The sequence below is a fragment of the Stenotrophomonas sp. TWI809 genome (assembly GCF_039673205.1).
Lineage (GTDB): Bacteria > Pseudomonadota > Gammaproteobacteria > Xanthomonadales > Xanthomonadaceae > Stenotrophomonas.
This window is the reverse complement of the sequence record NZ_JBDJLE010000008.1, coordinates 1-16,932: the sequence shown is the minus strand read 5'-3', so window position 1 is coordinate 16,932 and position 16,932 is coordinate 1. Positions and strand designations below refer to the sequence as shown.

15 protein-coding genes are annotated in these 16,932 nt (G+C 67.5%); 6 read left to right on the top strand and 9 right to left on the bottom strand.

Annotation, left to right across the window (positions count from 1 at the left end; translation table 11 throughout):
* Window positions 1-28: 28 nt before the first annotated feature.
* Complete coding sequence (locus ABE472_RS08265; protein WP_313212766.1) at window positions 29-1,429, bottom strand: amino acid permease; 1,401 nt, start codon at window positions 1,427-1,429, stop codon at window positions 29-31.
* Between the two features lie 75 nt (window positions 1,430-1,504).
* Entirely contained in the window at window positions 1,505-2,215 is a 711-nt protein-coding gene (locus ABE472_RS08260) for an AraC family transcriptional regulator (RefSeq protein WP_179460368.1), read from the bottom strand.
* Window positions 2,216-2,396: 181 nt separating this feature from the next.
* On the opposite strand from ABE472_RS08260, the gene ABE472_RS08255 reads away from it, so the two are divergent.
* Window positions 2,397-4,487, top strand: a complete 2,091-nt coding sequence (locus tag ABE472_RS08255) for a catalase (RefSeq protein ID WP_346463050.1) — start codon at window positions 2,397-2,399, stop codon at window positions 4,485-4,487.
* Window positions 4,488-4,523: 36 nt separating this feature from the next.
* A complete protein-coding gene (locus tag ABE472_RS08250; protein ID WP_313210889.1) occupies window positions 4,524-5,009 on the top strand; it encodes a HupB in 486 nt (161 codons plus the stop codon).
* A gap of 65 nt (window positions 5,010-5,074) precedes the next feature.
* Here ABE472_RS08250 and ABE472_RS08245 read toward each other — a convergent pair whose 3' ends face one another.
* From ABE472_RS08245 to ABE472_RS08230, 4 genes are read right to left on the bottom strand one after another with little or no spacing between them, the layout of a single operon-like run.
* Entirely contained in the window at window positions 5,075-5,956 is an 882-nt protein-coding gene (locus tag ABE472_RS08245; RefSeq protein ID WP_346466005.1) for a hypothetical protein, read from the bottom strand.
* 11 nt (window positions 5,957-5,967) lie between these two features.
* Window positions 5,968-7,233 carry a HAMP domain-containing sensor histidine kinase gene (locus ABE472_RS08240; RefSeq protein ID WP_346466004.1) on the bottom strand — a complete coding sequence of 422 codons (1,266 nt, stop codon included), beginning with the start codon at window positions 7,231-7,233 and terminating at the stop codon, window positions 5,968-5,970.
* Window positions 7,230-7,916, bottom strand: coding sequence for a response regulator transcription factor (locus ABE472_RS08235; RefSeq protein ID WP_313219109.1), 687 nt, complete (start codon window positions 7,914-7,916; stop codon window positions 7,230-7,232). Before ABE472_RS08235 ends, ABE472_RS08240 begins: the two co-directional genes overlap by 4 nt.
* Before the next feature lie 3 nt (window positions 7,917-7,919).
* Complete coding sequence (locus tag ABE472_RS08230; protein WP_346466003.1) at window positions 7,920-9,047, bottom strand: DJ-1/PfpI family protein; 1,128 nt, start codon at window positions 9,045-9,047, stop codon at window positions 7,920-7,922.
* Between the two features lie 193 nt (window positions 9,048-9,240).
* On the opposite strand from ABE472_RS08230, the gene ABE472_RS08225 reads away from it, so the two are divergent.
* Window positions 9,241-10,101 (top strand): PA4780 family RIO1-like protein kinase, encoded by an 861-nt coding sequence (locus ABE472_RS08225; protein ID WP_313210901.1) that lies wholly within the window; start codon window positions 9,241-9,243, stop codon window positions 10,099-10,101.
* Window positions 10,102-10,194: 93 nt separating this feature from the next.
* Here the strand turns inward: ABE472_RS08225 and ABE472_RS08220 are convergent, their stop codons facing one another.
* Window positions 10,195-12,327, bottom strand: a complete 2,133-nt coding sequence (locus ABE472_RS08220; protein ID WP_346466002.1) for a methyl-accepting chemotaxis protein — start codon at window positions 12,325-12,327, stop codon at window positions 10,195-10,197.
* 204 nt (window positions 12,328-12,531) lie between these two features.
* Between ABE472_RS08220 and ABE472_RS08215 the strand changes: the two genes are divergently transcribed.
* Window positions 12,532-13,509: a L,D-transpeptidase gene (locus ABE472_RS08215; RefSeq protein ID WP_346466001.1), complete on the top strand. Its 978-nt coding sequence runs from the start codon at window positions 12,532-12,534 to the stop codon at window positions 13,507-13,509.
* A gap of 3 nt (window positions 13,510-13,512) precedes the next feature.
* A complete protein-coding gene (locus ABE472_RS08210) occupies window positions 13,513-14,202 on the top strand; it encodes a M23 family metallopeptidase (RefSeq protein ID WP_346466000.1) in 690 nt (229 codons plus the stop codon).
* Here the strand turns inward: ABE472_RS08210 and ABE472_RS08205 are convergent, their stop codons facing one another.
* A complete protein-coding gene (locus tag ABE472_RS08205; RefSeq protein ID WP_346465999.1) occupies window positions 14,203-14,556 on the bottom strand; it encodes a hypothetical protein in 354 nt (117 codons plus the stop codon).
* A 204-nt stretch (window positions 14,557-14,760) separates the two neighbouring features.
* Between ABE472_RS08205 and ABE472_RS08200 the strand changes: the two genes are divergently transcribed.
* Window positions 14,761-15,174: a hypothetical protein gene (locus ABE472_RS08200; RefSeq protein ID WP_346463058.1), complete on the top strand. Its 414-nt coding sequence runs from the start codon at window positions 14,761-14,763 to the stop codon at window positions 15,172-15,174.
* 99 nt (window positions 15,175-15,273) lie between these two features.
* Here the strand turns inward: ABE472_RS08200 and ABE472_RS08195 are convergent, their stop codons facing one another.
* Entirely contained in the window at window positions 15,274-16,566 is a 1,293-nt protein-coding gene (locus ABE472_RS08195; protein ID WP_038686937.1) for an adenylosuccinate synthase, read from the bottom strand.
* Window positions 16,567-16,932 lie beyond the last annotated feature (366 nt).

Here is a 16,932-nt window from a genome sequence, read left to right as displayed (position 1 = left end):
ACGGTCGGCACCTACCACCCGCCCGGGGTCAATCGGCCTGGCGGCTGGCGCGCACGCGGCGGGTGACTTCGCTGCTGATGGCGATCACCGCGGTCAGCGCCGCCATCGACAGGAACTGCAACCGCGTATGCGCCTCGGACAACAACAGACCGAAAATCAGCGCCAGCACCCCCAACCCGATCACCGTCAGATACGGATACCCCGCCATCCGGAACGGCAACCGCGTCCCATCCCGGTTCGCACGATGGCGCAGAATCAACTGCGACAACAACGAAATCGTCCAGACCAGCAGACACGTCGAGCCCACGATGTTGAGCAGCACCGGCAATACCTTGTCCGGGAACAGCAGCTCCATCACCGTCGCCGCAAAACCGAACAGCACACTGGCCAGCACCGCGATGATCGGCACCTGGCGCGGATCGGTCCACCCCAGCACCGCCGGGGCCTCGCGGCGCTGCGCCAGCGAGTACATCATCCGCGAGGCGCCATACAGATTCGCATTGAGCGCCGACAGCAGCGCGATCACCGCGATCAGCGTGATCGCCGTCGCCGCGCCCGGAATCTTGGCGGCTTCCAGCACGGCAGCAAACGGCGACTTCAGTGCCTCGCTGGTCCACGGCACCACCGCGATGATCACGCTCAACGAGCCGATGTAGAACACCAGGATGCGCCAGGCCACGGTGCGGATCGCGCGGGCGATGCTGCGCTCGGGATCTTCGGTTTCGGCCGCGGCCACGGCCACGATCTCGGTGCCGCCGAAGGCGAACACCACCACCAGCAACGCCGCGCCGATTCCGGCCAGGCCCTTGGGCATGAAGCCGCCGTGCTCGGTGAAGTTGCGCAGGCCCGGCGAAGCCACGTCCGGCAGCCAGCCCATCAGCAGGGCCACGCCGATCAGGATGAAGCCGACGATCGCGGCGACTTTGAGGATGGCGAACCAGAATTCGAACTCGCCGAAGTTCTTCACCCCGAGCAGATTGATCGCCGTAAAGAACAGCATGAAGGCCAGCGCGGCCATCGGCACCGGGATCGCCGGCCAGACCGTGGCGAGCAGCCCGGCCGCCCCTACCGCCTCGGCGGCGATGACGATCACCAGCTGCACCCACCACAGCCACCCCACCGTCGCGCCGGCGGTGGCGCCCATGGCGTCGGCGGCGTAGACCGAGAACGCGCCGCTGGTCGGCTTGGCCGCGGCCATTTCGCCCAACGCGTTCATCACGATGATCACCAGCGCGCCGGCGACCAGATACGACAGCAGGACTGCCGGACCAGCGGCCTGGACGCCCACCCCGGAGCCGAGGAACAGGCCGGCGCCGATCGCGCTGCCCAGGCCCATCATGATCAGCTGGCGGGGCTTGAGCGCGTGCCCGAGGCGGGTATCGGCGGGCGGAGTGGCAGGAGCCGGAGTCTGGGATGCGGGCATCGGAATCGATTGGCAGGCAACAAGTGCGACACCATACCCTGTCGGCCGCGCGACGGCATAGGCCGGAAGCCCCACCCCGCCTCAGGCAGCGGCGCGCTCGCCGATCTGGGCACGGTAGGCCCGTGGCGACAGCCCGACCTCGGCCTTGAACTTGCGGGTGAACGCGCTCTGGTCGGTGAAACCGCAGGCCTGGCCGATGCTGGCGATGCTGTCCGGGCCATGCAGCAGGTGTACCGCCATCTGGATGCGCAGCCGGGTCAGCACCTGCTGCGGGGTCATCTGGAACACCTTGCGGAAGGTGCGCTCCAGTTTGGATAGCGAGAACCCGGTGATGTCCAGCAGGGTCTGCATGCGCACGTTCTCGGCGTAATGCGCATTCAGATGTGCCAGCGCGAGGCGCAGCTGTTCGTACTGGGTGCCCAGGCTGTCCTTCTGGCCGAGGTCGCGCGAGATCCCGATCAGCCCGCGGATCTGCCCATCCACCAGCAGCGGCCGCTTGCAGGTCAGGCACCAGCCCGGCTCGCGGTTGGCGAACAGATGCAGTTCCATCAGGTTCTCGATGACCTTGCCCGCCAGCACCTGCTCATCCTGGGTGGCGTAATCGGCCCCCAGACCGGTTGGGTAAATCTCCGCTGCGGTGCGCCCGATCACGTCCTTGCGGGATTTCAGCCCCAGCCGACGCAGCATGGTCTGGTTGATGTGCGTATAGCGCCCGTCGCAGTCCTTCATGAAGAACAGGACGTCGGGGATCGCATCAAACAGGGCTTCGATGTCGGCGGGTTCAACGCGCATGCGGTCGGGAAGAACAGGGGAAGACGCGCCCAAGGATACCTGCCCGCACGCGCGTCACCCAGCGCCCGGGCGCCGCATGTGAAGCGCGGGTGCAAGCAGCGCCCGGTTTTCGCACCCTCGATTAACGCCCCGGCCGCCAGTGTGAGGCGATCCCCTTCCCGCCAGCTCCCGGAGTCGCCTCATGGCCGCCAGCAAGAAAAGCACGAAGAACGCCCCCGCACCCGCCACCGACGCCCGCGGCGAAGGGGATGAACTGCACCAGCGCGCGGGCAATGGCCATCCCGTCCTGACGACCAACCAGGGCATCCCGGTCGGTGACAACCAGAATTCGCTGCGGGCCACCCCGCGCGGGCCGACCCTGCTGGAAGACTTCATCCTGCGCGAGAAGATCACCCACTTCGACCATGAGCGCATCCCCGAGCGCATCGTGCATGCGCGCGGCAGCGCCGCACACGGCTACTTCGAACTTACCCGCTCGCTGGGTGAGTACACCCGCGCCCGGATCCTCAGCGAAGTCGGCGTGCGCACCCCCCTGTTCACCCGCTTCTCCACCGTGGCTGGCGGCGCCGGCTCGGTGGATACGCCGCGCGATGTGCGTGGCTTCGCGGTCAAGTTCTACACCAAGGAAGGCAACTGGGATCTGGTCGGCAACAACATCCCGGTGTTCTTCATCCAGGACGCGATCAAGTTCCCCGACCTGATCCATGCAGTGAAGATGGAGCCGGACCGTGCCTTCCCGCAGGCGGCCAGCGCGCACGACACCTTCTGGGATTTCGTCTCGCTGATGCCCGAATCGATGCACATGATCATGTGGGCGATGAGCGACCGCACGATCCCGCGCTCGCTGCGCACCATCGAAGGCTTCGGCATCCACAGCTTCCGGCTGATCAACGATGCCGGCGAGTCGACCTTCGTCAAATTCCACTGGCGGCCGAAGCTGGGCATCCAGTCCACGGTGTGGGACGAGGCCGTCAAGCTGCAGAGCGCGGACAACGATTTCCACCGGCGCGACCTGTTCGAGGCGATCACCGCCGGCGACTTCCCCGAGTGGGAGCTGGCGGTGCAGCTGTTCACCGAGGAACAGGCCGAGGCCTTCCCGTTCGACCACCTGGATTCGACCAAGATCATTCCCGAGTCGCTGGTGCCGCTGACCGTGATCGGACGGATGGTGCTGGACCGCTGGCCGGACAACTTCTTCGCCGAGACCGAGCAGGTCGCCTATTGCCCGGCCAACGTGCCGCCGGGCATCGACTTCAGCAACGATCCGCTGCTGCAGGGCCGCCTGTTCTCCTATCTGGATACCCAGCTCAGCCGCCTGGGCGGCCCGAATTTCCACCAGATCCCGGTCAACGCGCCCAAGTGCCCGTTCGCCAACCACCAGCGCGACGGCCACATGCAGATGAACATCCCGAAGGGCCGGGTCGCCTACGATCCGAGTTCGCTGCAGGGCGACAGCCCGCGTGAGAGCGTCGACGGCTTCCCCAGCCACGCCACCGCGCCCGATGACGGCCGCAAGGGCCGCGTGCGCGCGGAGAGCTTCGCCGATCACTACAGCCAGGCCCGCATGTTCTTCCGTAGCCTGGAGGCGCCGGAGCAGGCGCATCTGGCCTCGGCGCTGGTGTTCGAGCTGTCCAAGGTGGAGACGGTCAAGGTGCGCGAGCGCACCGTGAGCCACCTGCGCAACATCGACGATGCACTGGCCAAGCGCGTGGCCGACGGTCTGGCGATGCCAGCGCTGCCCGAGCCGGCCGCCACGCAGACCCCGGCGCAGGATTTCCCGAAGGCGCCGGAAGTGCGCATCATCGGCCGCACCAAGGACCTGCTCAAAGGCCGCTGCATCGGCATCCTGTTCGACGAAGGCTCCGACGCGGCCTTGATCGCCAACCTGCGCAAGGCGGCCGACAAGGCCGGGGCGAGCGTGAAGCTGGTCGCGCCGAAGATCGGTGGCGCCAAACTCAGCGACGGCAAGACGCTGGCCGCCGATGGTCAGCTGGCGGGCACGCCCTCGGTGGTGTTCGATGCGGTGGCCGTGGTGCTGAGCAACGACGCCGCCAAGAAGCTGAGCAGGGAATCGGCCGCGATCGATTTCGTCAGCGACGCCTGGGCCCATCTGAAGGCGATCGCCGCCGATGACGGCGCACAGGCGCTGCTGAAGGTTGCCCGGGTCGGCAACGATGCCGGGGTGGTCGAGGCCGAGGATGCCAAGGCCTTCCTCGCCGCCGCCGCTACCCGCCAGTGGGCCCGCGAACCGAAGGTGCGCACGCTCGCCTGAGCGGCGCTTTCGTCATCACCACACAGGAGCACGTCCATGCCACGGGGTGATAAATCCAGCTATACCGACACGCAGAAGCGCAAAGCCGGGCACATCGAGGAAAGCGAGAAAGACCAGGGGCGCAGCGGTGCCGCCGCCGAGCGCATCGCCTGGGCCACGGTCAACAAGCAGGATGGTGGCGGCAGGAAGGGCGGCAGCGCGAAGAAGACTGCAACCCGGACAACGAAAGCGTCGGCGACGAAGAAGGCAGCGGTAAAAAAGACCGCTGCACAGAAGGCTGCGACGAAAGCAGTGCCCAAGAAGGCCACCAGCAAGACCGTAAAGAAGGTGGCGAAGAAAGCGACGAAGAAGGCCGCGAAGAAGGCGACGCCAACACCCGCCGTCAAGAAGACCGTGAAAAAAGCGGCAAAGAAGACCGCTGCAAAGCAGGCCCCCCGAAAGGCAGCGTCGAAAACCGCCGCCGGGACGTCTGCGAAAAAGGTACCAACGGGCGCCCGTAAAGGAGCCGCCAGCAACGCCTGATCTACACGCCGGGCCCTGCCGCGTGCTGCCTGAGGCAGCATGCGGCAGGGCGCAGGCAGTGCTGCTTACCGTTTCGCGGCGGCAGTGGGCTGCGCCGACGGCGTGACCGGCTTGGGCGCTACCGGCTTCGCCGGCAAGGGCATCGACTGCAGCCGGCGGATCGAGCCGATCGGCACGGCTTCTGCCCGCCGCTGCGCCGGCCACCACAGGAACACGAACGCGCTGCTGGATCCCAGCAGCTTCGCGGTGCCGGGAAGCGCGGCCGCGTCACCCGCGAGCACGACCTGCACGGGCGTACCGCCCTTCCCATCGAGGATCTTTTCGGCCGTGCTCAGGGCATACAGCGCCGCGCCGAATGCCATGAAGCAGACCACCGCAATGCACATGCCGGTCAGTGGGCGCAGCCCGGAGAATTCCCAGTTCATCCACGGCGATTCCGAGAACAGCATCCGCCATCCCCAGTGCCGCGCGCGCAGGCGTGCCACCTTGGCAGGGTTGCGCCGCCGCAGCGTCTCCGGCCAGCCCAGCACCACGGCAAGCAGGGCCCCCAGCAACAGGATCAACAGGTAGGCGGGATCGCGCAGCCCGGCGACCAGGAAATCACTGACCTGCAGGTAGTCCAGGATCGACAGCCGGAATTTGAAATAGAAAAAGAAGCTCGACCACAGCCCCAGCACGGAGAGGAACACATATCCCGCGCTCACCATCAAGGCCGGCTCCTGCCGCAGCAGGCGCCAGATCACGGCCACCATCGAATCTTCGTTGCCATGCGTGATCGGCAGCAACGACCAATCGGTCGGCGTCTGCTCGGCCGGGACATCCCCGTCAATGCTGCCCTCGTCCCTGCTGCCCATGCGCCCCTCCCCCGTTCGGCAGAGCATCGCGCACTTTGGCGATGGACGGAAGCGGGCCCGCCCCGGGTGTGGCCCGGTCGCCGCGGCCGCCATGCCGCCTCGCCTCACTGAACGCTGAAACTGGCCACCGTGGCGTGCTCGGTCCCTTCGATACGCAGGTCGATGGCGAAGCGGTCGCACAGCCGCTGCACGATCGCCAGGCCGAGCCCGAACCCGGCACTGCCCTCGCCCTTGGTGAACGGCCGCATGATCGCCTCGGGATCGCCCGCCAGGGCGGTGTTGCGGATCCGAAGCCGCCCGCTCGCCACCTCGATGCGCACCTCGCCCGAACGGGTATGCGCGAACGCGTTGCCAACCAGATTGGCCAGCAGCATGTGCAGCACCGGGCCCGGCACCGGCAGGCGCACGTCGGCCGGTACGTCGACCCGCACCTCCACCGGCTTGCCATCCAGCAGCGCGGCCTGCTCGACCACCACCTGTTCCAGCACCGGCAGCACCGCCAGTGGCGTCGCATCCTGTTCCACGTTCTCTTCGCGGGCCAGTGTCAGCAGGGTGATCACGGTCTGTTCGAGTTGACGCGCCGAATGCTGCACATGCGCGAGCTGCCGCCGCCCAGCCTCCGACAGGCCGGGTTCGCTGGCCAGCTGTTCGGTGGCACTGCGGATCACCGCCAGGGGCGTGCGCAGCTCATGGCTGGCATCACGGGTGAAGGCATGCTCGCGCGCAATGAAGGCACGCACGCGCCCGCTCAGATTGTCCAGGCCGCGGGCGAGCACGCCGACCTCGTCATCGGGGAAGTCCCCGGCGAACCCCACCGGCAACCTGTCCGGCGCCATGCCATCGACCAGCGACGCCAGCTTCGACAAGGGACGCGTGGTACGTCGAGCCAGCCATGCGCCAGCCAGGAGGGCGATCATCACCACGGCCAGGCCGGACCAGGCCAGCAGCGCCAGAATCTGGCTGCGCATCGGCCGCACCACCAGCTGCTGGCTGACCTCGGCGACCAGCCACCCCGGCGTACCTGCCCCGTCCGGCGTCACCGCCCGCAGGTGATAGTGCCGCCCCTGCGCACCGGCCATCTCGCGGCGCCACGGCTCGGCATCGAAGGCGGCCTTGAGATCGGACGGAAACGTGGCAGGGCTGTCGTGGATCGTCATGAAGGCGTTGCGCGGCGGCGACCACGTCCCACGGGTGGCCCGCTGATCCAACTGCAGCTGCGCTTCCTGCTCAAGCATCGCATCGAAGAAGCGATCCTCCACGCTGTACACGAATACCGCCACGTACAGGCCGAACAGGCCGGCCACCGCCAGCGCGAACACCGCGAAGGCCAGCATCAACCGGTTGCGCAGGCGATGCACCCGTGCCGTCATGCATCGGCCTCCAGCTTGAAGCCGACATCGTGCACGGTCCTGAGCATCGCCCGCTTGAACGGTTTGTCCAACGCCTGGCGCAGCAGGTAAAGATGCGAGCGCAGCGGATCCGACGGCGGCGCCTCATCGCCCCAGAGACGCCGGATCAACTCGCTGCGGGTCACCGTGCGCGGCCAGGCTTCGGCGAGCAGCACCAGCAGCCGATAGGCGGTCTGCGGCAACTCGATCGCCTGCTCACCGCGGCACACGGCGCCGCTACGGCGGTCGATGCCGAGGGATCCGATACGCAGCACATGCCCGTCGCGTCGGCCGTGTCGATGGGCCAATGCCAGGCATCGCGCCAGCAGTTCCTCGCCTGCGAACGGTTTGACCAGGTAATCATCGGCACCGGCCTGGAAGCCGATCAGCTTGTCGGCCAGCGTGTCGCGCGCGGTCAGCATCAGGATCGGGATGTGACGGTCGGCCTGCTCACGCAGATGGCTGCACACGCGCAGGCCATCCATGCCCGGGAGGGTGAGGTCCAGCACCAGCACATCCGGCGGCGCTTCCAGCGCCATCTGCAGGCCGCTGCGGCCATCGGCGGCGAAGGCCACGCGATGGCCGCGGGCCTCCAGCAGCGTGGCCATGCCGGCGCGCAGCGCCGGGTTGTCCTCGATCACCAGGATGTGCAGGCCATCGTCCATGGGTCAGCCTTCGATCGTGTCCTTGAGCTGCTTAGCTTCGGCCATGTCCGGGTGGGTTTCCAGCAGTTTGCCGAGTACCGTGCGCGCCTGGGCCACCTCGCCCAGCCGCCAATGCGCCTGTGCGATGCCGAGCGGCAGCTGCGGTTCGCTCATGTACGGGGCCGCCAGCTGCATGATCGACAGCGCGTCACGTACCGCCGCATCGTCCTGCGCGGCCTGCAGCTGGTAGTAGCCGAGCACGCCGATCAGCTGATCGTGATAGCCCGTACGATTGCTGGCCAGCTCGCGCTTGACCGCCTCCCCTTCACCGGCCAGCAGGCGCTGCACCAACGCCATGCTGGCCTCATCGCGCCACGGCGTGCGCGCGATCGGCGTGCGGCCGGTGGCCCGCACGATCGCCTCGGCGACCGCCGGTGTCGAATACGGGTTCTGCCCGGTGATCAGGCGTCCGTCCACCACCAGTCTGGGCATCATCAGCGGCGCCTGTTCCCAGCGCGCGCCGCGCTCGCGCAGGGCCGTCTCCAGCAGGAACGGGAACTCCTTCGCCCAGCGCTTGCCGAACACGCCCTCCTCTGCGTTGGTGAAGCCGGTCATGCGTCGCCCGGCGACCAGCAGCGTTCCGTCTGCCAGCCGCACGTCCACCAGCGCAGCCGGGCCGTGACAGACCGCCGCGACCACCGCGCCGCGATCGTACATCGTGCCCAGCAGACCGCGTAGTGCGGCATCGGCGGGCAGATCGAACATCGCCCCCTTGCCCCCGACCACGTAGACGGCCGCATAGTCGGCCGCCCGGAGGGTGGCGGTGGCGCGGGTGTCGGCCAGCAACGCGGCCGCAGCCGGATCGGCAAGGACCCGTGCATTGAAGGGCTCCTTGGCATCGAACTTGTCGGCCTCCACCGGCCCGCCGCGTGGGCTGGCCACCTGCACGGCCAGGCCGTTGTCGCGGAAGATCAGGTAGGCCTGGGCGAATTCGTCCATCTCGAACCCGGGGCGGGTCTTGCCTTCGTCGCGGCCCTCGCCGCTGACCACGATGAGCACCGTCTCGGCCGCCGCCGGGCCGGCGTGGAGCGAGGGAACGGCCAGCAACAAGGCCAGCACAACACCGGTACGGCGCAACAGGGACAGCATCATGGGCGGGGCACTCCTTGGGAAAGTGATCCCAGCCTGCGCGCCGGATGTGAATCAGATTTCAAGCCCGCCCGGGCGTGCACACAGCTGAACAATCCGGCGGCCGAGTGCCGTGTCGATGGCTCCATCGGCCCGAAGATGCGAAAATCCCTCCCCCTCCAGGGCAGGCCCCGCGCCAGCCGATTCCCGAGATACCGTGAAGACCCCCCAAGGCTTGCAGGCGCTGATCGACGACGGCGTGATCGATGAAGTGCTCCGCCCGCTCAAAAGCGGCAAGGAAGCAGCGGTATACGTGGTCCGCAGCGGCGACGATGTGCGCTGCGCGAAGGTCTACAAAGACATGGCGCAGCGCAGCTTCCAGCAGCGCGTGCAGTACCAGGAAGGCCGCAAGGTCCGTGGCAGCCGCGAAGCGCGCGCCGTGGGCAAGGCCAGCAACTACGGCCGCAAGCAGCAGGAAGCGGCCTGGAAGAACACCGAAGTCGATGCGCTGTACCAGCTGCGCGATGCCGGCGTGCGCGTACCCGAGCCGTATGGCTACTTCCACGGCGTGCTGGTGATGGAGCTGGTCACCGATGCCGAGGGTTATTCCGCCGCGCGCCTGGGTGAGGTTGAACTGAGCCCGGAGCAGGCACGCCAGTTCCACCAGATCCTGGTCCGCCAGGTGGTGCGCATGCTGTGCTGCGGCCTGATCCACGGCGATCTGTCGCCGTACAACGTGCTGGTTGGCCCGGAAGGCCCGGTGGTGATCGATTTCCCGCAGGTGGTCAGTGCGGCGGGCAACAATGCCGCACGCACGATGCTGCTGCGCGACGTCAACAACCTCACCGCGTACCTGGGCCGCTGGGCGCCGGAGCTCCTGGAGACCTGGTACGGCGAGGAGATGTGGGCGCTGTTCGAGGCTGGCGATCTGCTACCGGACAGCGTGCTGACCGGTGAATTCGAGCAGGATGAAAGCAGCATCGATCTGGATGGCGTACGCCATGCCATCAACGATGCGCGCGAAGAAGCGCTGATCCGCCAGCAGGGTCGCGAAGCCGCCGAAGAAAACGACGACTGAGCGGGGCGCGCCGCTGCGTCGGGCGGCCGGATCGGCATGAGAAAAGCCCCGCCGATGCGGGGCTTTTCTGTATTACTCAGCGCGCAGGGGCCGTCATGCTGCCTGCAGTGTCGCCGGGCGACGCAGGCTTGCCGCGCTGTTGTCCAGCTTGAACACCGCCACCGATTCGGTCAGTGCATACGCCTGTTCTTCCAGCGCGCGGCTGGCGGCGGTGGCTTCTTCCACCAGCGCAGCGTTCTGCTGGGTCACCTGGTCCATCTGCACGACCACCTGGTTGACCTGCTCGATGCCGGCGGCCTGTTCCTTGGTCGCGGCGGCAATGTCGCTCATCAGCTGATTGGTGCGCGAGCTGGCCTGGGTCAGGCGGGCGATCGCCGCTTCGGACTGCACGGTGACGCTCAGCCCGGTCTTGACCTTGCTGCTGGACTCATCGATCAGGTCTTTGATCTCCTTGGCCGCCGTGCCGGCGCGCTGCGCCAGCGTGCGTACCTCGGTCGCCACGACCGCGAAGCCGCGTCCGTTCTCACCGGCACGGGCCGCTTCAACGGCCGCGTTCAGGGCAAGGATGTTGGTCTGGAAGGCGATGCCGTCGATCACCGAGGAAATCTCGGCGATACGCGCCGAGGACTGGTCGATCTCGCTCATCACCGCGGCCATCTGCGCGATCGCCTGCTCGGTCGCCTTGACCGCCGCACCCGCCGCATGGGCTTCATGGTCAGCCTGGCTGGCCAGCTCGGCGTTCTGCCGGACCGTGGAGGTCAGCTCCTCCATCGAGGCCGCCGCTTCCTCCAGGTTGGCTGCCTGCTGCTCGGTCCGGCGCGACAGGTCATGGTGGCCGGCCGCCAGTTCCTGCGCGGCATCGTTGATGCTGCCGGCCGCGCCCTGGATCTGCTGCACGATACCGGTCAGCTGCACCGCGGTGACATTGGCATCGTCGCGCATCTGCGCGAACACACCTTCGTAGTGGCCATCCATCCGCGAGGTCAGATCGCCGGTGGAGATCGCGCGCAGCACCTGCGACAGGTCGGCGATGCTGGCCTGCGAGCTGGCCATCATCCCGTTGAGCTGGGCGACCATCGCGCGGAACTGGAACTGGAACGCCGGCGCATCGCCGCGCACGGAGAAGTCGCCGGCACGGGCAGCCGAGGCCAGTGTCTCGATCTGCTGGTTGATCGCCATCAGGCTGGCCTTGACGGTGGCCATGGTGGTGGTCAGCACGGCCTTCTCGCCCGGGTAGCTGTCCAGATCACGGCTCAGGTCGCCGATGGCGTAGCGCTGCATCACCTCGACCATGTGGAACTCGACGGCCACGTGCGAACCGACCAGCTCGTTGGTGGCGCGGATCATCCGACCGAAGTCGCCCGGGAAGGCCGTTTCGTCCATGCGATGGCTGATGGCACCGGCCTCATGCTGGCGGGCCATGTCCAGCTGCGCGGTGATCGCGCCCTGGACGCTCTGGCGAACGGTGGCCATTGCGTTGCCGAGCTGGGTGATCTCATCGCGGCCGCCCAGATGGACGTCATGGGCCAGATCACCCTTGGCCATCCGGGTGGCCAGGCCGACGGCGCGCGCCAGCGGACCGGTCAGGCTGCGCCCGATCAGCACGGAGGCGGCGATGCCGACCACCAGCGCGATCGCGCCCAGCACCAGCAGCTGCAGCAGGGTCCGCTCGCCCAACCGGATCGCTTCGGCAGCGGCCTGGCGGCTTTCCTTTTCCTCATAGACCACGCCATCGCTGAGCGCCTGGTTCCAGCCATTGGCAGCGGCCTGCACGGCGCCCAGGGTGAGGGCCGTGGCAGCGGCAACATCGCCCTGCTGCAGCTGTTCGCTCATCTGCTTGTTGAGCGGACGCGCCACCGCGCGGGCGGCCGCGATGGCGTCACCGACGGCCTTGTCTTCCGGCTGCGCGGGCAAGGCCTGGTAGGCGGCCCAGCTGGCTTCATAGCGCGCGACCAGCGCGGCGATGCGCGCCTCATCCTCGGCCAGACCGTCGCCCTGGCGGAGCAGCATCTCCCGGCGCACGACCATCATCTGGTTGTTGGCATCGAGCATGTCCGAGAGCAGCCGCACCTTGGCCACGTTGACCTCGACCACCTGCTGCATCGCGCGCTTCTGTACCGCGCTACCGGTGGCGCCGGTGGCGACGACGGCCGCGACCAGCAGCAACAACAGGCCAAAGCCCATACCTAGACGCCAGACAACGCTGACCTTCCGCAAAAATTCCATGAGACATCCGAAAAACGTGGGGGGGGTGGGCTGGTATCGGCGTCAGACCCAGCGCCTTGACCGACGGCCGTGAGCCCGCTGTGAATGGATTCACATAACCTCGGCGTTGCTCCCGCGTCGCCGCTCAGCCGCCCGTCAGGGTTTTCACGGCAAGTGCGCACGCCCGGCAGGCATGGTGGAAACACGTTCCCGCTGGAGTTGCCGATGTCCCTTCGCCTGCACCGTATCGCCCGCCTCACCGCGCTCGCCCTCGCCCTGGGGGTCTGCTCCGGTTGGGCGGTCGCACAGACGGCACCCGCGCCCGCCGCGATCCCGGACGCCGACGCGACGCCGCTGGCGACCGGGCCACGCTCGGATCTGCATGCGCAGGTGCTGCTGGACCGCGCGCACTTCTCCCCCGGCCAGATCGATGGGGAGCGCGGCTCCAACCAGAAGCGCGCCGTGTCCGGCTTCCAGGCCGCCCGCGGGCTGAAGGTCAGTGGGGAGCTGGACGATGCCACCTGGCAGGCGCTGCAGCCCGATGCCGCCCCGCCGCTGGTGCGCTACACGCTCACCGCGGAAGACGTGGCCGGTCCGTTCCAGCCGGTGCCCAAGAGTCCGGCCGCGCAGGCCAAGCTGAAAACCCTGGGCTTCGGTTCGATCGAAGAAGCGCTGGGCGAACGCTTCCACGCCTCTCCCGAGCTGTTGAAGACGCTCAATCCCGGCGTCGACCTGGGCAAGGCCGGCAGCGTGATCCAGGTGCCCCACATCGCGGCCGCCCCGCTGCCGAAGGCCAGCAAGCTGGTGATCGACAAATCCGACTCCACGCTGCGGCTGTTCGATACGGACGGCAAGGTCTACGCGCAGTTCCCGGTGTCCTCGGGCAGCAAGCATGACCCGCTGCCGATCGGGAAATGGAAGATCCTCGGCATCTCCCGCGATCCCACCTTCCACTACAACCCCAAGCTGTTCTGGGATGCCAAGGCGGGCGACAGCAAGGCGGTCCTGCCGCCGGGCCCGAACAATCCGGTCGGCGTGGTGTGGATCGACATCTCCAAGCCCCACTACGGCCTGCACGGCACGCCCGAACCCGGCCATGTCGGCAAGACCGAATCGCACGGCTGTGTGCGCATGACCAACTGGGATGCGCTGCAGGTCGCCGCCGCGGTCGATGCCTCGGTACCGGTCGTGATGCAGGAGTAAGCCATGAAGACCTTTCGACTGCTGGCCGTGGGACTGGTGATCGGCGTGGTCGGTTACTGGCTGCTGGGGCCGGGCCCCTCATTCCGGCTCGGCGCCGGCGAACCGGCCAAGGTGGGCTCGGCCACGAGTTCGGCCCGTGCTGCGCTTGATGCCCCGCCGCCTACGCCGGCCACGACGCCGGTGCCCACCGGCACCTCAGCCACACCGCCCGCGCCGGACGCGGGAAGTGCCGCACCCGCACCGGCGAGCGCGGCCGGAGCGCTGCTGCTGCCCGTGCAGGGCATCGGTGCGGATCAGCTGCAGGACACCTTCACCGATGCGCGCAGCGAAGGCCGCGTGCATGATGCGATCGACATCCTGGCGCCAAACGGGACGCCGGTGCTGGCCGTCGCAGACGGGACGGTGGAGAAACTGTTCGACAGCGTGCGGGGCGGACTGACGGTGTACCAGTTCGAACCAAGCGGCCGTTACTGTTACTACTACGCGCATCTGGACCGCTATGCCGATGGGCTGGCCGAGAAGAAGACGATCAAGCGCGGTGAGGTGATCGGCTATGTCGGCAGCACCGGCAATGCGAGTCCCGAGGCGCCCCACCTGCATTTCGAAATCCATGTACTGGGTCCGGAAAAGCAGTGGTGGAAAGGTGAATCAATCAATCCGTATCCCGTGTTGAAGGGGCAGCAGGCCCTTTGATCAACGCGCACCGGGGGGAGCGTCCCGGATCGCCCGCGCCAGTTGCCAGGCGCGCCCGCGCAGTGCATCCAGGCGCTCATTGAGTTCCCCCGCGTCTGCGCGCCACTGGAAGTGGCCGTTGCTGTAATCCATGCCCAACGCAACATCATTGAACGACCCCATGCCGCCATAGGCGCGCAGCACGCTCTCCGGCGCGCCTGGATCGCCCTGCTCAAGCTGGGTGATGACCCGCTGCATCCAGTCGGCCCAGTGGGTTTCCCCGTCGCCGCGCAACAGCGCTTCAAGCTCGGACACCACCGCATGCAACGCGCGATCCGCGCTGCTCATGCCGGTGGCCACGTGATCTTCAGACACCCGGTCTGCCCTGCTGATTGGTGAGGTGCACAGCATGCCATGGCCCCGCGCTGGCGGGCGTGGTCACTGCGGTCCGATGGCTGCGGGCAACCAGTAAAACTACTGGCGCGAATGCGGGAAATTGCCGTTGCCCCGCGCATCGACGCGGCGGACACTGCGTGCTGAAGGCATGCCCCCCTCCCCTGCGGTCTGGAGACACCTGTGATGATGCTCGCGCACCGCGTTGCCCTGCTCCTTCTTTGCGGCGCTGTCGCCGCAAGTGTTGCCGCGGCGCAGGATCTGCCCGCCACCGCGCCGGACCGTTTCGCGATGCTGGACCGCAATGGCGACGGCAAGGTCAGTCGCGATGAGTACGACGGAGATGCCTTCTTCCGCCTGGTCGATGCGGATCACAATTACCGGGTGAGCGTGGAGGAAGTGCAGGCGGTGCTCGGCCCGCAACGTGATGGCGAGTTCTCGGCCGCCGAATGGGTCCGCATCGCCGACCTCAACGGCGACGGCGAATTGAGTGCCGAGGAGATGCGTCGCTCATCGCAGATGCGTTTCCAGACCCTGGATGCCAACCACGATGAGAATCTGGAACTGTCGGAACTGCAGATGGGCATCGGCCGGCGCTGACCCGGGCTTGGCAACGAAAAAGCCCCGCTTGCGCGGGGCTTTTCTTTACGCCTTACACCGTTACGCCATACCGGGCATGGCCCGGCACTACGCGCCTGATCAGGCGAACGGATCCTGCAGGACCATGGTGTGGTCGCGGTCCGGGCCGGTGGAGACGATGCTGACCGGGCAACCGGCCAGCTCTTCCAGCGCGCGCAGGTAAGCGCGGGCGGCCGGCGGCAGGTCGTCCCAGTTGGTGATGCCGTGGGTGTTCTCGGTCCAGCCCGGGAACTCCAGGTACACCGGCGTGCATTCTTCCCAGCCCTGCGCGTCCAGCGGGGCGTATTCGGTACGCTTGCCGCGGTATTCGTAGGCGATGCAGACCTTCAGCTTTTCCATGCCGTCGAGCACGTCCAGCTTGGTGATGCACAGGCCGCTGATGCCGTTGATGGCGACGGCGCGCTTGAGCGCGACGATGTCCATCCAGCCGCAACGACGCGGGCGGCCGGTCGAGGCGCCGTACTCGGCACCGCGGTCGCGGATGCCCTGGCCGACTTCATCGTCCAGCTCGGTCGGGAACGGACCACCGCCGACGCGGGTCGCGTAGGCCTTGGCGATACCCAGCACGTAATCGATCGCGTCCGCGCCGACGCCGGCACCGGCCAGCGCGCCGCCAACGGTGGTGTTGGAGCTGGTGACGTACGGGTAGGTGCCGTGGTCGATGTCCAGCAGGGCGCCCTGGGCGCCTTCGAACAGCACGCGCTTACCCTGCTTGCGCAGGTCGTGCAGGATGCCGGCAACGTCGGACTTCATCGGCTCGACGTATTCGCCGAAGGCCAGCGCTTCGTCGTAGGTCTTCTGGAAGTCGACCGCGTCGGTCTTGAGGTAATTGGTCAGCACGAAGTTGTGGTAATCCAGCGCGGTACGCAGGAGTTCTTCCAGCTGGGCCGGGTAATGCAGGTCGGCGATGCGGATGCCGCGACGCGCCACCTTGTCTTCATACGCCGGGCCGATGCCACGGCCGGTGGTGCCGATCGCCTTGCCGCCGGCAGCGCGTTCGCGCGCCTGGTCCAGGGCGATGTGGTACGGCATGATCAGCGGCGCGGCCGGAGAGATCTTCAGGCGCGAACGCACTTCCACGCCGGAGGTTTCCAGCTCGGCGATTTCCTTCTGCAGCGCAGCCGGGGAGATCACCACGCCGTTACCGATCAGGCACAGCGCGTCGGCACGCAGGATGCCCGACGGGATCAGGTGCAGCACGGTCTTCTTGCCATTGATGACAAGCGTGTGGCCGGCATTGTGGCCGCCCTGGAAACGTACTACGGCACCGATTTCCTCGGTGAGCAGATCGACGATCTTGCCCTTGCCTTCATCGCCCCACTGGGCACCCAACACGACAACTGACTGACCCATGACGGGTAACTCCTGGTTTTTGTGCGGCCATCGGGGCCGCGGGTTTGGGACCATGCCGGGGTGGCCGATCAGCGCGGGGTGGCGGGCTCCAGCGGGGAGCGCGCCGACGCTGGGGTACCCAGACACGGAAAAAGCCGGACGAGTGACTCTGAAACAGAGTGCCCGTCCGGCTTTTGTGCATTATCCGGGTTTCCGGTGGCTGCTGCCACCCCGGCGGCCGGTGGACTTCACCGGCCGGTCAGGACCGCCGCGGGATGGAGCCGGCCAACGGCCGGTTCCAAGGCGGTAGTGCCGGCCGCTGGCCGGCTCCAGAGCTTTCGGTAGTGCCGGCCGCTGGCCGGCTCGCAGGATGGCCTGGAGCCGGCC

What these genes read in the sequence shown, in the direction of transcription:
- ABE472_RS08260 (WP_179460368.1), bottom strand. Translation starts at nt 2,215, where the DNA reads ATGCGCGTTGAACCCGCCGACATCGAAGCCCTGTTTGATGCGATCCCC.
- ABE472_RS08255 (WP_346463050.1), top strand. Translation starts at nt 2,397, where the DNA reads ATGGCCGCCAGCAAGAAAAGCACGAAGAACGCCCCCGCACCCGCCACC.
- ABE472_RS08250 (WP_313210889.1), top strand. Translation starts at nt 4,524, where the DNA reads ATGCCACGGGGTGATAAATCCAGCTATACCGACACGCAGAAGCGCAAA.
- ABE472_RS08245 (WP_346466005.1), bottom strand. Translation starts at nt 5,956, where the DNA reads ATGGCGGCCGCGGCGACCGGGCCACACCCGGGGCGGGCCCGCTTCCGT.
- ABE472_RS08240 (WP_346466004.1), bottom strand. Translation starts at nt 7,233, where the DNA reads ATGACGGCACGGGTGCATCGCCTGCGCAACCGGTTGATGCTGGCCTTC.
- ABE472_RS08235 (WP_313219109.1), bottom strand. Translation starts at nt 7,916, where the DNA reads ATGGACGATGGCCTGCACATCCTGGTGATCGAGGACAACCCGGCGCTG.
- ABE472_RS08230 (WP_346466003.1), bottom strand. Translation starts at nt 9,047, where the DNA reads ATGATGCTGTCCCTGTTGCGCCGTACCGGTGTTGTGCTGGCCTTGTTG.
- ABE472_RS08220 (WP_346466002.1), bottom strand. Translation starts at nt 12,327, where the DNA reads ATGGAATTTTTGCGGAAGGTCAGCGTTGTCTGGCGTCTAGGTATGGGC.
- ABE472_RS08215 (WP_346466001.1), top strand. Translation starts at nt 12,532, where the DNA reads ATGTCCCTTCGCCTGCACCGTATCGCCCGCCTCACCGCGCTCGCCCTC.
- ABE472_RS08210 (WP_346466000.1), top strand. Translation starts at nt 13,513, where the DNA reads ATGAAGACCTTTCGACTGCTGGCCGTGGGACTGGTGATCGGCGTGGTC.
- ABE472_RS08200 (WP_346463058.1), top strand. Translation starts at nt 14,761, where the DNA reads ATGATGCTCGCGCACCGCGTTGCCCTGCTCCTTCTTTGCGGCGCTGTC.
- ABE472_RS08195 (WP_038686937.1), bottom strand. Translation starts at nt 16,566, where the DNA reads ATGGGTCAGTCAGTTGTCGTGTTGGGTGCCCAGTGGGGCGATGAAGGC.